Here is a 15184-nt window from a genome sequence, read left to right as displayed (position 1 = left end):
GACCAGGCTGACACGTTTCGTGCCTTTGCCCCATTATGCTTTCTGTATTGGACTATTTTGCCACAAGCCCGGCAACTTCACCTAATCACCACCACGCTTTACAAACGTTAAACGCACAATCCGACATATCCACCTGAATGAAGAAATTCAGTTATGATTGTGGTGCTTAGTGAAAAAGGAGAGGACATGCTTTCGATTGCCAGACGAACGGCCGCAGGTGCCGCCGTATTGCTCGTTATACCCCTGGTCGTTTGGTTCTCCGGCTGGATGTGGCAGCCCGGACAAAACGAGACGTGGCTGAAAGCCCTATACTGGATAACCGAGACGGTCACCCAGCCGTGGGGGATTATTACACACGTGCTGCTCTGTGGCTGGTTCCTGTGGTGCCTGCGCTTTCGCCTTCGTGCGGCGCTGGTACTGTTTGCCATTCTCGGCGGGGCCATACTCATCGGGCAGGGGGTGAAGTCGTGGGTGAAAGATCGCGTGCAGGAACCCCGTCCTTTCGTCGTCTGGCTGGAAAAAACGCACCATGTTCCGGTGGATGAGTTCTACAATTTAAAGCGTAAAGATCGCGGTGCGCTGGTAAAGGAGCAACTTGCGGAACAGCAGGATATCCCGACCTTTTTACGCAAACACTGGCAAAAAGAGACCGGCTTTGCGTTTCCTTCCGGGCATACGATGTTTGCTGCCAGCTGGGCGCTACTTGGCGTAGGACTGCTGTGGCCGCGTCGGCGTACCCTCACGATTGCGATTTTGCTGGTCTGGGCGACAGGCGTAATGGGCAGCCGGATGCTGCTGGGGATGCACTGGCCGCGTGATTTGGTGGTGGCAACGCTGATCTCGTGGGTACTGGTGACGCTGGCGACCTGGCTTGCACAACGTTTTTGTGGACCCCTGACGCCGCCGCCGGAAGAGAAGGAAGAAATAGCCGAAAGGGAGTCTGGCGGAACCTGAAGGTTGATATTCCGCATTTTGACCATAAATCCATGTAGGGCGCATTACTTTTTCCATTTCGCGCCCGCCACTAAAATGGTAGCTTATAAGGCTGATTGCAGTGAGTTGAACACGCTTTATACGCTCGAACCACATAACGGGAAGTCATGTGAAATATTTACTCATTTTCTTACTGGTGTTGGCGATTTTTGTCATTTCAGTCACATTGGGCGCGCAAAACGATCAACAGGTAAGTTTCAACTATCTGCTGGCGCAGGGCGAGTACCGGGTGTCGAGCCTGCTGGCTGTGTTATTCGCGGCGGGGTTTGTCATCGGCTGGCTTGTATGCGGCCTGTTCTGGCTTAAGGTTCGTGTTTCTCTTGTTCGCGCTGAACGTAAAATTAAACGACTTGAACATCAACTTACGCCTGCGTCTGACATTCCGGCGAGCTCTGGTGTGCCGGTAGTCAAGGAATAATCGAATATGCTGGAGTTGTTGTTTCTGCTTTTGCCTGTCGCCGCAGCCTATGGCTGGTATATGGGCCGCAGAAGCGCGCAACAAACAAAACAGGATGAAGCAAACCGACTCTCCCGTGACTACGTAGCGGGGGTGAACTTCCTGCTGAGCAATCAGCAGGATAAAGCGGTGGATCTGTTCCTCGATATGCTTAAAGAGGATACCGGCACCGTTGAGGCGCATCTCACCCTGGGAAACCTGTTCCGCTCGCGCGGAGAGGTTGACCGTGCCATTCGTATCCACCAGACCTTGATGGAAAGCGCTTCGTTGACCTATGAGCAACGGTTGCTGGCCGTGCAGCAGCTTGGGCGGGATTACATGGCCGCGGGGCTTTACGATCGCGCCGAGGATATGTTCTCTCAGCTGGTGGATGAGACGGACTTCCGTATCGGTGCGCTTCAGCAGCTTCTGCAAATCTATCAGGCCACCAGCGACTGGCAAAAAGCGATTGATACCGCTGAACGGCTGGTCAAACTCGGCAAAGACAAACAGCGCGTCGAAATTGCCCACTTCTATTGCGAGCTGGCTCTCCAGCAGATGGGTAGCGATGACATGGATAAAGCCATGGCACTGTTAAAGAAAGGCGCAGCGGCCGATCGCAACAGCGCGCGCATCTCGATCATGATGGGGCGGGTCTTTATGGCTAACGGTGATTACGCCAAAGCCGTGGAGAGCCTGCTTCGCGTTATCGATCAGGACAAAGAGCTGGTCAGCGAAACGTTGGAAATGCTGCAAACCTGCTATCAGCAGCTCGGTAAGCAGGACGAGTGGGTTGCGTTTCTGCGTCGCTGTGTTGAAGAGAATACAGGTGCCACAGCCGAGCTGATGCTGTCAGATGTCGTCGAAGAGCATGAAGGGAGCGATACCGCCCAGGTATACATTACCCGTCAGTTGCAGCGTCATCCTACCATGCGTGTCTTCCATAAGCTGATGGATTACCACCTTAATGACGCAGAAGAAGGGCGCGCTAAAGAGAGCCTGATGGTGCTGCGAGACATGGTGGGTGAACAGGTGCGCAGCAAACCGCGCTATCGCTGCCAGAAATGCGGCTTCACCGCCTATTCGCTCTACTGGCATTGCCCTTCCTGCCGGGCGTGGTCCACCATTAAGCCAATCCGAGGTCTGGACGGACAGTAATTTTTTAAAACGCCGCACTTTAGTTACAACATACTAATGGTTACAGTAATTCCATCAGCACCGTGCGGTCTGGGGTTCAGCAGGAAAAGCATTCGATTCTGTTCATTTACCCCGAGGGCAGGTAGAATGCACGCCGTTTATCTGTTCCGCGCCGCTGCGCGCCCATAGACGAAAAGGGCTGGTCATGACGTCTGTTACATCCTCCACTTCCCGCGTAGTTACCGATTCTCCCGTAGTTGTTGCTCTGGATTACAATAACCGTGACGCCGCACTGGCCTTTGTTGATGGCATTGATCCCCGCGATTGCCGTCTGAAAGTAGGCAAAGAGATGTTTACGCTGTTCGGCCCACAAATCGTCCGCGATCTGCATCAGCGTGGTTTCGACGTTTTCCTCGACCTGAAATTCCACGACATTCCAAATACCACTGCGCACGCCGTTGCTGCGGCAGCTGAACTCGGCGTGTGGATGGTTAACGTACATGCATCGGGCGGGGCACGCATGATGACGGCTGCGCGCGAAGCGCTGGTGCCGTTTGGTAATGACGCTCCGCTTCTGATCGCCGTCACCGTGCTGACCAGTATGGATGAACCCGACCTGCGCGACCTGGGTGTGACGTTGTCACCTGCCGAACATGCAGAGCGTCTGGCGCGCCTCACGCAACAGTGTGGTCTCGATGGCGTGGTCTGTTCGGCTCAGGAGGCGGTTCGCTTCAAATCTGAGTTAGGCCGCGATTTTAAACTGGTGACGCCAGGTATTCGTCCAGCAGGCAGCGAGTCAGGGGATCAGCGACGTATCATGACGCCTGAGCAGGCGCTGAGCGCGGGTGTAGACTATATGGTGATTGGTCGCCCGGTGACGCAATCCGCTCATCCGGCAGAGACCCTGAAAGCGATTAATGCATCACTGAAAAAGGGGGCATAATGCGTGACGCCAACAGTCGTCTGGTCTATTCAACGGATACCGGGCGCATTGAAGAGCCAAAAGAGAAAGCTGAACGTCCAAAAGGCGATGGTATCGTGCGAATTCAGCGCCAGACCAGCGGCAGAAAAGGGAAAGGCGTTTGCCTTGTCACCGGCATTGACCTGGATGATGCAGACCTGGTAAAGCTCGCCGCTGAGCTTAAAAAGAAGTGCGGATGCGGTGGGGCAGTAAAAGACGGCATTATTGAGATTCAGGGCGATAAACGAGATTTAATTAAAACGCTGCTGGAAGCCAAAGGAATGAAAGTCAAACTGGCGGGCGGCTAAAATAAATGAGCCACGGACATTGCCGTGGCTCTTTTTTTTACGTGCGTAAGTCAGACCTGAAAATACTTAATATATTATTATGTCGGTGAGAGCCGTTATGGTGATTATTTGCCCACCTGGTGACCGATAATACCACCTACGGCAGCACCACCTAATGTACCCAGCGTACTACCATCCGTTAAGACTGCACCACCAAGCGCACCAGCACCGGCACCAATCGCGGTGTTACGGTCACGTTTAGACCAGTTAGAGCAAGCGCTCAGGGACATTGCTACAGTGATTGCCAGAACAGCGGCGGCTAATTTTTTGCTGGTAAAGGTCATAATACTTTCTCCTGAATTATCGATTCACGGAAAGGAATGCACTTTAAGTATAGACAATATCCATACTTAAATTCTGTTCCCGTGAAAGCTGGTCGCGCAGGCGTTTCATCATCACGCAGGTGATAGTCACTTCCTGTTATATCGCTAATATTAATTTTACGTGTTTAGTACGGTTTCAACAGGTAAAAACTCTTAAAGGAAGGGTCGGAATACTCTCAGAGAAAGGTTTAAGTGCGCCCATTATTCGGGCGCAGCAGGATAATCAGGCCGTTTTTTTTACAATATCGACAGTCAGACCGTCTTGTTCTAATTGCTGGCGATATTCATCACGCAAACGCTCATCCGTGATTACACGGCTGAAGCGCGAGGCCGGCCCCATCGTATAAGGGTGTACGGCGCCAAACTTAGAGCTGTCGGTCAGCACAATCGCTTCACACTCTTTGGCGAGTACGGCGTTAACCACGTCTGAACGCATCATGTCGCGGCCGGTAAAGCCGGTGTCGGGCTGCCAGCCATCAATACCTATGAATGCCTTACTGAAGTGAACCTGCTGAACATATTGGCGCGTTAATGGCCCCACCATGCTTTCGCTTTTCTTCTGGTAAATGCCGCCCAGCAGAATCACCTCGCAGCGAGTTTCCTTCAACAGATGGGCAATATAGCTGCTTACGGTGATGATGGTAACGTCTTTTTGATCGGCAAGCGTGCGCGCCAGAAGGGCGTTACTGCTGCCATTTTCAATAAAGACGGTCTCACCGTTATTCACCAGGGATGCAGCAAACTCCGCCAGCTCCCGCTTGAGCGCATAATTGTTCATCATGCGGGTTTCAACGTCGTCGCTGTCCAGTGGAACGGCATATCCGTGCGCACGCCGCAGGTAGCTCTGTTTTTCCAGAAGATTCAGATCCTGACGAATGGTGACTTCAGAAACGCCGGTGGCTTTAGCGAGATCGACCACGCTTACGCGCCCCTGATCGATCACCATCTGCAAAATGATTTGTTGTCGGGAGTTCATAGCATCCATTTAAAAGGCAAGGTCGGAAACGACGTGGTTACACTTCCCACGGGGCTTTAGGTTGAGTGGATTCTGGAGCGTTATCAGCGCCGTTCTCAGCCAGCAGTTCAGACTTGAGGATCTCAAGATTACGGATAGCAGAGTGATAATCGCCTGCGACAAGAATATCCAGCACAGTATCAATACGCTGCGCCACGGCTGTTGCATCAATGTTAGACATAAGCTCACCCTGAAGCGAAAAGTTAATATTATCAATGATGCAGAAAATTGATTCAAAAGAGAAGGTAAAAAATGCAATAACCAAAGTCCATAAATGAAAGTGATAAATTTAACCCCCGTCTGCTGCGGGTTGTAGGGGTGGATTAGTCTAAAACTGCGCGCAACGCGCTTTTTTATAAGAGGAATTCGACTATGACAGTTATCAACCAGACAACCTGCACATTGTTTACTGATGCTGAACGATTCACTCAACTGGCGGCTTATTATGAGGCCGAACGGCGTACGGTGTGGATGATGTTACGCGCCACGCCACGGCCTTGCTTCAACCATGCGCTGATCGAGGAGATCATGAATCTCTCCTGGCTGGTTCGACAGTCCGGATTTGTCGTTGATTTTTGGGTCACCGGATCGCTGGTCCCCGACATCTACAATACCGGCGGTGATTTACAGTTCTTCGTTGAGTGCATCAAAAACAACCGACGCGAAGCGTTACGCGCCTATGCCCGGGCCTGTGTGGACTGCGTTCATGCCGCCTCGCGAGGGTTTTATACCGGCGCTGTCACGCTGGCTATGGTGGAAGGAAGCGCTTTAGGGGGCGGGTTTGAAGCCGCGCTGGCGCATCATTTCATTCTGGCCCAGCGCGATGCCCGATTAGGCTTTCCGGAAATCGCGTTCAATCTGTTCCCGGGCATGGGCGGCTATTCACTGGTGGCGCGTCGTGCCGGTATGAAAATGGCGGAGGCGCTGATCTACAAAGGTGAGACGCATACGGCGGAATGGTATGAGCAGCATGGTCTTGTGGATCTCTTATTTGAGCCGTTACAGAGCAATGTTTCGGTGCGGACGTTTATCGACACGCTACAGCCGAAGCTGAACGGCGTAAGGGCCATGCTGCGTGCACGTACGCGCGTGCTGCCACTTCCGCGAAGCGAGTTGATGGACATTACTGAGGATTGGGTTGATGCCGCCTTCTGCCTTGAACCGAAGGATATCGCCTACATGGAGCGGCTGGTTATGCTGCAAAATCGCCATCAGGCGACGGGCTTACGCAAAGCCAGCTAACGGACATTCCTGGCCTGATAACGTTTTAGCCATCGCTCGAATGCGGCAGCGGGCATGGGCTTAGCAAAAAGATAACCCTGCCGTTCGTTGACGCCATTCTTCGTCAGAAAGGCGTCTTCTTTTGCACTTTCCACCCCTTCAGCAATGACCTGCAAATTTAACGCCTGGGCCACGGCGACTATCGCACGCACCAGCGACTGTGAAATGGACTGCTTATGGATATCCCGCACGAAAGACTGGTCAAGCTTAATGGCATCGATAGGGAAGCGCGCCAGTTGCGACAGGGAAGAGTACCCCGTACCAAAGTCATCCAGATGAATTTGCGCTCCCAGGCGGCTAAATTGCTGGATCACTGACAGGGCCAGTTCTTCATTTTCAATGAGACAGCTTTCGGTTAATTCCACGTCAATCGGGCAGTATTCAAAATTCAGGTCTTTCAGCGCCTGCTTCAGGTCACTGAAGATGGTCTGGTCCGCCAGCTGACGGGCGGAGACGTTGACCGCGACGCGCATGTTGATCCCCTTGTCGCGCCATTTTGCTACCTGGCGCACCACATCAAGCATAACCCAGCGGCCCAGAGGCACAATCAGCCCTGATTCCTCTGCATAGGAGATAAACTCCATCGGCGGGATCAGGCCACGCTCTGGCGACTGCCAGCGCACCAGCGCCTCCAGACTTCTGACTTCGCCGCGCCAGGTCATTTTGGGCTGGTAGTGGATTAACAGCTGATCGTTATCCAGCGCTTTACGCAGGTTGGTATCCAGCCACAGGTATTCAAATACGCGCTGGTTCATCTCTGGCGAGAAGACGCAGAATTTGCCCCGGCCATTTTCTTTGGCGGTGTACATGGCGGTGTCGGCATTGCGAATGACGCTTTCGCGATCGTTACCGTGCTGGGGCGCAAGCGCGATGCCCAGCGAGCAGCCGGTGTAAACCTCAATCAGTCCGATGCGGAAAGGTTGACGCAGTCGGGTCAGTATTCGCGACGCCATCGCTTCCAGCGCGCCCTGCGAGGTATCGGTGGCCATCACGATAAACTCATCCCCACCCAGGCGCGCCAGGGTTTGTCCTTCGTCCAGGCAGCTCAGGATCGCCAGCGCAACGGCCTGTAGCAGCTGGTCGCCAAACATATGCCCATAGGCATCGTTCACTTTTTTAAAATTATCCAGATCGAGATAAACTACGCCAACCTGCGTGTCACCCCGAGCGGTGATGGCATCAGAGATCAGCTCATGGATGGCATTTCGGTTAGGCAAACCGGTAATCGTATCCGTATTGGCGAGAACGCGCAGGCGCTCCTGGGCCCGACGCTCCTCGGTTATGTCGGTACCTGAACAGATGAGGAAAATTTCATTTTTTCCGCTGCCGCTGTGAACAAATTTATTTCTGAAGAGAAACAGGCGCTGCCCCTTGCGGGTCTTGATCCAGCGTTCAACTTCATACGAGCTGCCGTTACGAAAAAAACCGGTGATGTTGCGTTTGGAGGCCGCGGCTTCGCTGCGGCTCATAAACAGTTTGAACACGTTTTGCCCGATAACTTCCTGTTCCTTCAGGCCCGTATATTCTTCACTTAAACGGTTGAAGCGCTGAATATTCCCGTTCTGGTCGAGGATCACAATCACGGAGTTAGCCTCGGAAACTACCTGTTCGGCGAAGGAGAGCCCCTGCGCCAGGTCGCGCGCAACGGAAGGGGTATCGTTCCAGGCTGATGCCGTTCCTGCCCACTCATTTTTGTTAATTTTACGGCCGACAAGATGAACGGGAACGTCCACACCGTACAAAGGCAGGGTCATGGCAATGCTGGAGGTGATTACGGTGAGCTGGCGGATCAGCGCGGCCTGTTCATCATCCAGCGCAACCACCTGAATGATGTCAGCGCTTTCACTGGCAGCAAGATGCAGAGCATTGCTGTCTGCTGTCAGTCGCCACCAGGGGCTATGCGTACCCATGTAACGAAACAGCAAATTCTGCTCCAGATCGTCCATCACGTTTTCTCCCGCGGCTGCTGAGTAGCGCACAAATTATTCATTTGCAGTCGACAATGACGGCTCTCTTTTACTGTAGATAATTCTGGAGAAATGTGGCGTTGGGAAACAGAAAAGTGTGAGAAAAAACGATGATTTTGCGGGAGATAATTCAGGAGAGAACTCCCGGCCATCCCTTAACGGAACGGCCGGAAGTTTACGCGGTTATCAGGCGACAGGGCGCGCGATAATACTGCGGGTTTCCATGCGCACTTCAGCGATGGTGACATCAATCACGTCAGTGACCTTGTAAACCGTTTCGCCTTTAATTTGCACGGTCCCGTTTTCCTGGCTACAAACCAGTTCGTCGCGGACGGCATGCAGGAACGGGGCAGGAATAAAGGCAACGGCGCCATTATCCACCAGGCGAACGCGCATACCGCCGCGGCTGATGTCAATGATTTCAGCCGGGAAACGGGTATCAGTCCCTGCCTTATCATTCAGGAAGCGCGCGTACAACCAGTCGCCGACATCACGCTCCGCCATACGGTTGAGACGGCGACGTTCTGCCATCTGCAATGTCGTATCATCCTGTGGGCGGGCAACAGATTCCCCTTTGATGATCGCTTTCAGCAGACGATGGTTAACCATGTCGCCGTACTTACGGATCGGGGAGGTCCAGGTCGCGTAAGCCTCAAGGCCAAGGCCGAAGTGTGGGCCAGGCTCGGTGCTGATTTCCGCAAAGGACTGGAAGCGGCGAATACGGCTGTCGAGGAACCCTGACGGCTGTGCGTCCAGCTCGCGGCGCAGTTTGCAGAAACCTTGCAGGGTCAGCACTTCCTCAGGATCGACGTGTACGTCATGGGTTTTCAGCAGGGCAGCCAGCGCTTCGGTGTTCGCCGGATCAAACCCGGTGTGCACGTTGTAAATGCCAAAGCCTAATTTGTCGCGCAGCACGCGTGCAGCACAAATGTTGGCGGAAATCATCGCTTCTTCAACGATGCGGTTGGCAATACGGCGCGGCTCAGCGACGATATTCAGCACTTCACCTTTTTCACCCAGCACAAAACGGTAGTCCGGACGATCTTTGAAGACCAGCGCGTGAGTTTGACGCCATTCGCTGCGGCTCAGGCAGACGCGGTGCAACAGACGAATTTGTGCGGCAATGTTGTCCGACTCGGGTTTCCAGTTGCCCGTGTTCTCCAGCCAGTCGGACACGTCGTCATAGGCCAGCTTGGCTTTGGATTCGATGGTGGCGGCGAAGAATTCAATATCTTCTTCAATGGTACCGTCAGCCGCAATGGTCATCCGACATGCCAGCACCGGACGTACTTCATGCGCACGCAGCGAACAAAGATCGTCGGAGAGTTCACGAGGCAACATCGGAATGTTAAAGCCCGGCAGGTAGTTGGTGAACGAGCGCACTTTGGCCATCTCGTCCAGCTTGCTGCCTTCGACAATCCATGCGGTAGGGTCGGCGATGGCGACGGTCAGATGCAGTTTGCCATCGGCTGTCTCTTCGGCATACAGCGCATCGTCCATATCCTCGGTGCTGGCGCTGTCAATGGTGACAAAGTCCAGCGCCGTCAGATCGCGACGTTCCAGACCTTCGTCCTGCATTTCAGTCGCCACGCCATCAGGCGCTTCTTTTTCGAGGTTGTGGCGCGCCAGCGTCACCCACCATGGGACGAAATGGTCGTCGCCGAAGGTAATGTATTGGGTAAGCTCGGCGTAGAAACCGCGATCGCCTTTTAAAGGATGACGGCGCATCTCTGCAACCGCCCAGTCACCCTCAACAAAATCATGCTCAACGCCACGCGCTGCGCGGCACGGAATAGCATCTTTCAGGAGAGGATGGTCCGGCACGACGGAAAGACGATCGTCTTTTTTATGCACTTTACCGACAAAGCGGGTCAGGAAAGGTTCGATCAGTGCTTCCGGCTCGGCAGACTCTCGTTCCTTTTCGGTATGAATAACGGCCGAAATGCGGTCGCCATGCATCACTTTCTTCATCTGAGGAGGCGGAATGAAGTAGCTCTTCTGCCCGTCAACTTCAAGAAAGCCAAAGCCCTTTTCCGTGGCTTTTACGACCCCTTCTGCACGCGGCGTCTGGGAATGCAGTTGCTGTTTAAGCTGCGCTAGCAGCGGGTTGTCCTGAAACATAATGTTCTATTTTCGTAGCCATTGAGCGGCTGACAGTTTTACGCGAATCTCACTGCTACAGCAAGCGCTCTTTAGGTAAAGAGTATGGTTATTCCTCTTTGCCGAGCGCCACGCGCAGACGGTCCAGCCAGCCATGAAATGCATCTCGGGTTAGCAGATTGATGGCCTTCTCTGGCGAGAGACCTGACCCGGTCAGGGGCGTTAACTGAGCGGCGCTAAAGCGATCCGGAGAGGCGACGAGCAGCGCACGAGCGGCTGAGATCATCGAAGACGCGGGACCTTCACTTAGCGGATAGTTAAGCAGAATTTCGCCCGTCAGATTAAGCAGCATCGGCTCATGACACAGCACAGGGGTGAGCGCTTCAAGCGCCGGTTCCGCCTGCCAGCGTGAGAGCGCCTCAAGCTGAAGCGCACTGGCATATTTTAGCTCAACCGCGGGTAGCGTGGCGGTCCATCTGCTGAAGCTGACCGGCAGCGTATGGGGCTGAATGTGGTGCCCGGGCAACCAGCGTACCGGATGGCCAAGCAATGCCTGAAATACCGCGACCACTCGCGCCTGAAAACCGACAAAGCCGATGATCTGGTTGATAAGCACAATGTCATACGTTGTGAGTCCAACCTCATCAAGCTGGTTTTGGGCTTTGTCATCGATCACATCGGGTGAGCTTGCTAACTGGCGGGCATACTGGGTAATTTCTGCAAGGCGTCGATTGCTTTCCCGGGAGGAGTCCGGCCCCGGAAGAGGGGCGAGCAGGGCAGCGTAGTGGTTACAGAGCCGCTGAACACCACACGCCTGGGCAACCGTTAATGCCGTGCTCAGCCTGTCGTAGGCGCTGAGCGTATGCAGACGGCTCACGGGAGTATCAAGCGGGAACAAAAGATGACACAGGGTTCGGGCAGGCGCAAGCCAACCAGCACAGCTTGCGAGAATGTCATCGGGCAGGGCTAAATCGAGCAAAAAACGGTCGTCGACGTTAGCGGCTTCGGGCACCAGCGGCAGAACGTCCGTCTGCGAATGATTCGACTGGGTTTCATGATACCAGTGGCCTTTGCCGGAAAAACGGCGTTGTTCCATGGGCGTTCCTTGATCTCAAAATGGCGATCAATATCCTGGCGTAAGGCGGATGAGGGGAAAAATATTGTTAGGTGATAACAAATAGCAGAACGGAATAACGAGGAGCGGGGCGGGGAGAAACTCTCTTCCCTGGCGGGAAGAGAGTGACAAGCTTATTTGATTTCCAGCTCGTTCATTGCAGCGATGTTGAAGCCGCCGTCAACGTGAACCACTTCGCCGGAGATACCTGCGGAAAGGTCAGAGCACAGGAATGCCGCAGAGTTACCCACATCTTCGATGGTAACGGTACGACGAATCGGGGTAACCGCTTCGCAGTGTGCCAGCATTTTACGGAAATCTTTGATACCGGAAGCGGCCAGGGTACGGATTGGACCCGCAGAAATAGCGTTAACACGCACGCCTTCAGGACCCATCGCGTTCGCCATGTAGCGCACGTTGGCTTCCAGAGACGCTTTCGCCAGACCCATAACGTTGTAGTTAGGGATAGCACGTTCTGCGCCGAGGTAGGACAGGGTCAGCAGGGCTGCGCCCGGGTTCAGCATCGCGCGGCAGGATTTTGCCATTGCAACGAAGCTGTAGGAGCTGATGTCGTGGGCGATTTTGAAGCCATCACGGGTAACCGCGTTCACATAGTCGCCGTCCAGCTGGTCGCCAGGAGCGAAGCCGATGGAGTGAACAAAACCGTCGAATTTCGGCCATGCTTTTGCCAGTTCAGCAAACATGCCATCAATGCTTTCGTCTTGTGCAACGTCACATTCCAGAACAATGCTGGAACCCAGCTGCGCGGCAAATTCTTCAACACGGCCTTTCAGCTTGTCGTTCTGGTAGGTGAACGCCAGCTCAGCGCCTTCGCGATGCATTGCCTGTGCGATGCCGTATGCGATGGACAGTTTGCTGGCAACGCCAGTCACCAGAATGCGCTTACCGGAAAGAAAACCCATAGCTTTAATCCTTATATTCATTGCTTATTTTGCCTTGTAATTCATAGCGTTACAGGCAGTATTTCAAAATCATTCGAAATTAGCTCGAAATTATAGCCCACTCACAGCCCCATGTGTCACGATATTTCTCGCTCCTGCGCCGTGAATGGGCTCACGGAAGAGGTTGAACTGACTCTTCATCAGGCCGTTTCGTGTGTATCCCAGCAGTATATCACCGCACGCGGGGTTCGCCTCATCCAACCAGCGGGCACCGTGACGCCGCCCTCATGCTGATGTGTCCAGCGCCTTTTGCGCAAAATGATCCGTTTAGCCCTTTAAACGCTTTAAAATTGCGCGAGGGTCGATAACGGCTATGCCATTTTGAGTCTTTATCTGTGTGCGGTAAGAAGGAAGATGAAAAATATAACGTTGGCCGAAAAACTGATCATGCTGTCAGGTGCGGCGCTTTTTGCGCTTATGATCGCGGTGAACTCCTTTTGCGTGAATGATAATCCTGGTTTCAGGGTGCCTATGACCACCTATTTGATCGTCATGATTGCGCTGTTCTTTCTGGATACCATTATCTTTATTTTTATCCAGATGCTGTATGCCTCCGACCGATCGCGTTTTTCCTTATTCATTCTGAGCCTGGCATTTCTTAGTGGGCTGGTTTATTTCATTGAGACGATCATTGTCATTCAGCTTCCGGAGCATGCTGGTTTTACCCAGGCGGCAAAAACCAACGATACGGCGGTATTCTATTTTTTTCGGCAGCTGAGCTTTATCGTATTACTGGCGCTGGCGGTCCGTGTGGAAAAAATCACGATACGATCCACGCTCAGATTCCGAAATAAGATCAGCATGACGTTAGCATTAATGATGACACTGGTTATGTTTCCGATGCTGGCCCATTATCTAAGCAGCTACCATCCGGCCTGGACATTAACGATTGCAGCATACGAAGATGAACATCATTATCCTGTCTGGGATATCAGGTACGTAAACGTTCTGATCCTGCTCTGGTCGGCTTTACTTTGTTATATGATCTCTGTGACACGCCTGGCGTCCGGGATCTGGAACAGTATTATTGTGGTTTGCCTTTCCGCCATCGTTTACAATTTTTTCCTCTTAATGCTTGATACCTACAATCTGTCGCTCTGGTATATCAGCCGGGCAGTAGAGGTCCTCAGCAAATTATTTGTGATTTGTACCTTAATATTCCATGTCTTTAACCTGTTGAAAATTTTCGGCGATCGGGTTGATCGCGATCCGCTTACTCAGATCTACAACCGTAAATATTTTTATGAGGCACTTCCGCGGGTCCGCTCGCTCAGGACAGAAAAGGGGACCAGCATTATGATGCTGGACATCGACAACTTTAAGTCGATTAACGATAACTGGGGGCATCTTGTGGGGGATCGCGTGATTCTGGCGGTCGTGGATATTATCAAAGACAGCATTCGCGATAACGACATCTTTGCCCGACTGGGAGGCGAGGAATTTGGTCTGCTGCTGCCGGATACCGACGGTAAGCAGGCTATGGCCGTCGCGGAGCGTATTCGCCAGAACGTTCAACAGCGCACCGGGCCGGGCTATCATTATGCTCTCCCTGTAAAGGTCACATTAAGTATCGGCGTGTGCTCAGCCATTCAGAATAACGTCAACGGCAATGATATTATGCGTGACGTGGACGAGGCGTTGTATGAGGCTAAGCACAACGGTAAAAACAGAATTGTTACCAGACAGGCTGAATGAAGCTGAGGTTACAGGATGGGGATGAAAACATCAAAATCGACAGACTCGTCGCTGTACCCATTAATTTTCATCAGGTAAATACCGTCGCGCAACGTCAGGCGTTGATTTACCATCGCCTTAACGAAGGCAATCTTGTTAAACGCGCTGTAGATTTCCCAGCTACCGCTAAAGGGCATTCTTGCGTATCTCCCACGCACAATGCAGGATTTTTTATTTGTCACCGTGTCGCTTTGTAACGCGTACGATATTAATACCTCGACCAGATACGATCGGCTTTTGCCTAACTCGGGGCGGCGGGGCATCAGAATAATTTTATCGATATCATGGCGGTTTTCTGTCAGGAGCTTTTTGATTTTTTTAGTAATATCATGCACTGAGGTATCAAAAAGATGATCGTGTTCGATAATTTCATGCGTATAGATAAACGTTTCATCCAGATAGCAGACCTCGAGCTCAGGCGTTTCATGTTCGCTTAATAAAAAAGAGGGCTGTAAGATGTCAAAATTCCACCCTCTGGCACATCTGTACTCAGAGGGTGTCAGCCCCATCATTTTTTTAAAGGCTCTGGAAAATCCTTGACTGCTCTGGTAATGGAATAAATACGCAATATCCGTCACCGGAATCGACGTCATTCTCAGCATAATGGCGGCACGGCTTAACCTCCGTCGGAGAATATATTCACCTAAAGAGAGCCGATACTTCTCTTTAAACCATGTTTCGATGGTTCTTCTGCTGTATCCAATATCTGCAACCAAATCACCAATGTGTAAAATAGTAAAGTTATTTTCTTCTACCCAGGAGAGAATATAGTTGCTGATGCTGTCTTTCATTTGTGCGTCAGTGATAGCTTAAC

The 15184-nt window shown here is 52.5% G+C and carries 15 protein-coding genes; 7 read left to right on the top strand and 8 right to left on the bottom strand.

The window, feature by feature from the left end:
• Positions 1 to 186: 186 nt before the first annotated feature.
• The 5 genes from pgpB (at position 187) to yciH (ending at position 3835) form a co-directional block, all read left to right on the top strand.
• Positions 187 to 954 carry a phosphatidylglycerophosphatase B gene (gene pgpB / locus DD597_RS13660; protein WP_003856815.1) on the top strand — a complete coding sequence of 256 codons (768 nt, stop codon included), beginning with the start codon at positions 187 to 189 and terminating at the stop codon, positions 952 to 954.
• Positions 955 to 1102: 148 nt separating this feature from the next.
• Positions 1103 to 1411, top strand: coding sequence for a LapA family protein (locus tag DD597_RS13655; RefSeq protein WP_003856817.1), 309 nt, complete (start codon positions 1103 to 1105; stop codon positions 1409 to 1411).
• 6 nt (positions 1412 to 1417) lie between these two features.
• A complete protein-coding gene (lapB, locus tag DD597_RS13650; protein WP_003856819.1) occupies positions 1418 to 2587 on the top strand; it encodes a lipopolysaccharide assembly protein LapB in 1170 nt (389 codons plus the stop codon).
• A gap of 184 nt (positions 2588 to 2771) precedes the next feature.
• A complete protein-coding gene (pyrF, locus tag DD597_RS13645) occupies positions 2772 to 3509 on the top strand; it encodes an orotidine-5'-phosphate decarboxylase (RefSeq protein ID WP_129256291.1) in 738 nt (245 codons plus the stop codon).
• Entirely contained in the window at positions 3509 to 3835 is a 327-nt protein-coding gene (gene yciH / locus DD597_RS13640) for a stress response translation initiation inhibitor YciH (protein ID WP_003856822.1), read from the top strand. The genes pyrF and yciH overlap by 1 nt, the downstream gene beginning before the upstream one ends.
• 104 nt (positions 3836 to 3939) lie before the next feature.
• Here yciH and osmB read toward each other — a convergent pair whose 3' ends face one another.
• The 3 genes from osmB to DD597_RS13625 form a co-directional block, all read right to left on the bottom strand.
• Positions 3940 to 4158 (bottom strand): osmotically-inducible lipoprotein OsmB, encoded by a 219-nt coding sequence (osmB, locus tag DD597_RS13635; RefSeq protein ID WP_003856823.1) that lies wholly within the window; start codon positions 4156 to 4158, stop codon positions 3940 to 3942.
• A 262-nt stretch (positions 4159 to 4420) separates the two neighbouring features.
• Positions 4421 to 5173, bottom strand: coding sequence for a DNA-binding transcriptional regulator YciT (locus DD597_RS13630; protein WP_003856824.1), 753 nt, complete (start codon positions 5171 to 5173; stop codon positions 4421 to 4423).
• Between the two features lie 37 nt (positions 5174 to 5210).
• Positions 5211 to 5393 carry a hypothetical protein gene (locus DD597_RS13625; RefSeq protein WP_003856825.1) on the bottom strand — a complete coding sequence of 61 codons (183 nt, stop codon included), beginning with the start codon at positions 5391 to 5393 and terminating at the stop codon, positions 5211 to 5213.
• A gap of 191 nt (positions 5394 to 5584) precedes the next feature.
• Here DD597_RS13625 and DD597_RS13620 point away from each other — a divergent pair, with 191 nt between their 5' ends.
• On the top strand, positions 5585 to 6454 hold the full coding sequence (locus tag DD597_RS13620; RefSeq protein WP_129256290.1) for a crotonase/enoyl-CoA hydratase family protein: 870 nt from the start codon (positions 5585 to 5587) through the stop codon (positions 6452 to 6454).
• Here DD597_RS13620 and pdeR read toward each other — a convergent pair.
• The 4 genes from pdeR to fabI all read right to left on the bottom strand — a co-directional run bounded on the left by pdeR (position 6451) and on the right by fabI (position 12597).
• Positions 6451 to 8442, bottom strand: a complete 1992-nt coding sequence (pdeR, locus tag DD597_RS13615) for a cyclic di-GMP phosphodiesterase (protein WP_003856827.1) — start codon at positions 8440 to 8442, stop codon at positions 6451 to 6453. The two genes, DD597_RS13620 and pdeR, sit on opposite strands and share 4 nt — an antisense overlap.
• Positions 8443 to 8646: 204 nt before the next feature.
• Entirely contained in the window at positions 8647 to 10581 is a 1935-nt protein-coding gene (locus DD597_RS13610) for an exoribonuclease II (protein ID WP_022651348.1), read from the bottom strand.
• 88 nt (positions 10582 to 10669) lie between these two features.
• Positions 10670 to 11656: a CMD domain-containing protein gene (locus DD597_RS13605; RefSeq protein ID WP_123060463.1), complete on the bottom strand. Its 987-nt coding sequence runs from the start codon at positions 11654 to 11656 to the stop codon at positions 10670 to 10672.
• Between the two features lie 152 nt (positions 11657 to 11808).
• The gene (gene fabI, locus DD597_RS13600; RefSeq protein ID WP_003856831.1) at positions 11809 to 12597 is read right to left on the bottom strand and encodes an enoyl-ACP reductase FabI; all 789 of its coding nucleotides are present in this window, start codon (positions 12595 to 12597) and stop codon (positions 11809 to 11811) included.
• Positions 12598 to 12990: 393 nt separating this feature from the next.
• Here fabI and DD597_RS13595 point away from each other — a divergent pair, with 393 nt between their 5' ends.
• Positions 12991 to 14331 carry a GGDEF domain-containing protein gene (locus DD597_RS13595; protein ID WP_123060464.1) on the top strand — a complete coding sequence of 447 codons (1341 nt, stop codon included), beginning with the start codon at positions 12991 to 12993 and terminating at the stop codon, positions 14329 to 14331.
• A gap of 8 nt (positions 14332 to 14339) precedes the next feature.
• Here DD597_RS13595 and DD597_RS13590 read toward each other — a convergent pair whose 3' ends face one another.
• Complete coding sequence (locus tag DD597_RS13590) at positions 14340 to 15161, bottom strand: helix-turn-helix transcriptional regulator (RefSeq protein WP_045894822.1); 822 nt, start codon at positions 15159 to 15161, stop codon at positions 14340 to 14342.
• Positions 15162 to 15184 lie beyond the last annotated feature (23 nt).

This window comes from Enterobacter cloacae complex sp. 677-3DZ2D5B, assembly GCF_004136695.1.
Classification (GTDB): Bacteria; Pseudomonadota; Gammaproteobacteria; order Enterobacterales; family Enterobacteriaceae; genus Enterobacter; species Enterobacter hormaechei_C.
This window is presented reverse-complemented; position numbering and strand designations above follow the sequence as displayed.

What these genes read in the sequence shown, in the direction of transcription:
- DD597_RS13590 (WP_045894822.1), bottom strand. Translation starts at nt 15,161, where the DNA reads ATGAAAGACAGCATCAGCAACTATATTCTCTCCTGGGTAGAAGAAAAT.
- DD597_RS13620 (WP_129256290.1), top strand. Translation starts at nt 5,585, where the DNA reads ATGACAGTTATCAACCAGACAACCTGCACATTGTTTACTGATGCTGAA.
- osmB (WP_003856823.1), bottom strand. Translation starts at nt 4,158, where the DNA reads ATGACCTTTACCAGCAAAAAATTAGCCGCCGCTGTTCTGGCAATCACT.
- pgpB (WP_003856815.1), top strand. Translation starts at nt 187, where the DNA reads ATGCTTTCGATTGCCAGACGAACGGCCGCAGGTGCCGCCGTATTGCTC.
- DD597_RS13595 (WP_123060464.1), top strand. Translation starts at nt 12,991, where the DNA reads ATGAAAAATATAACGTTGGCCGAAAAACTGATCATGCTGTCAGGTGCG.
- DD597_RS13610 (WP_022651348.1), bottom strand. Translation starts at nt 10,581, where the DNA reads ATGTTTCAGGACAACCCGCTGCTAGCGCAGCTTAAACAGCAACTGCAT.
- yciH (WP_003856822.1), top strand. Translation starts at nt 3,509, where the DNA reads ATGCGTGACGCCAACAGTCGTCTGGTCTATTCAACGGATACCGGGCGC.
- DD597_RS13625 (WP_003856825.1), bottom strand. Translation starts at nt 5,393, where the DNA reads ATGTCTAACATTGATGCAACAGCCGTGGCGCAGCGTATTGATACTGTG.
- DD597_RS13605 (WP_123060463.1), bottom strand. Translation starts at nt 11,656, where the DNA reads ATGGAACAACGCCGTTTTTCCGGCAAAGGCCACTGGTATCATGAAACC.
- fabI (WP_003856831.1), bottom strand. Translation starts at nt 12,597, where the DNA reads ATGGGTTTTCTTTCCGGTAAGCGCATTCTGGTGACTGGCGTTGCCAGC.
- DD597_RS13630 (WP_003856824.1), bottom strand. Translation starts at nt 5,173, where the DNA reads ATGAACTCCCGACAACAAATCATTTTGCAGATGGTGATCGATCAGGGG.
- lapB (WP_003856819.1), top strand. Translation starts at nt 1,418, where the DNA reads ATGCTGGAGTTGTTGTTTCTGCTTTTGCCTGTCGCCGCAGCCTATGGC.
- pyrF (WP_129256291.1), top strand. Translation starts at nt 2,772, where the DNA reads ATGACGTCTGTTACATCCTCCACTTCCCGCGTAGTTACCGATTCTCCC.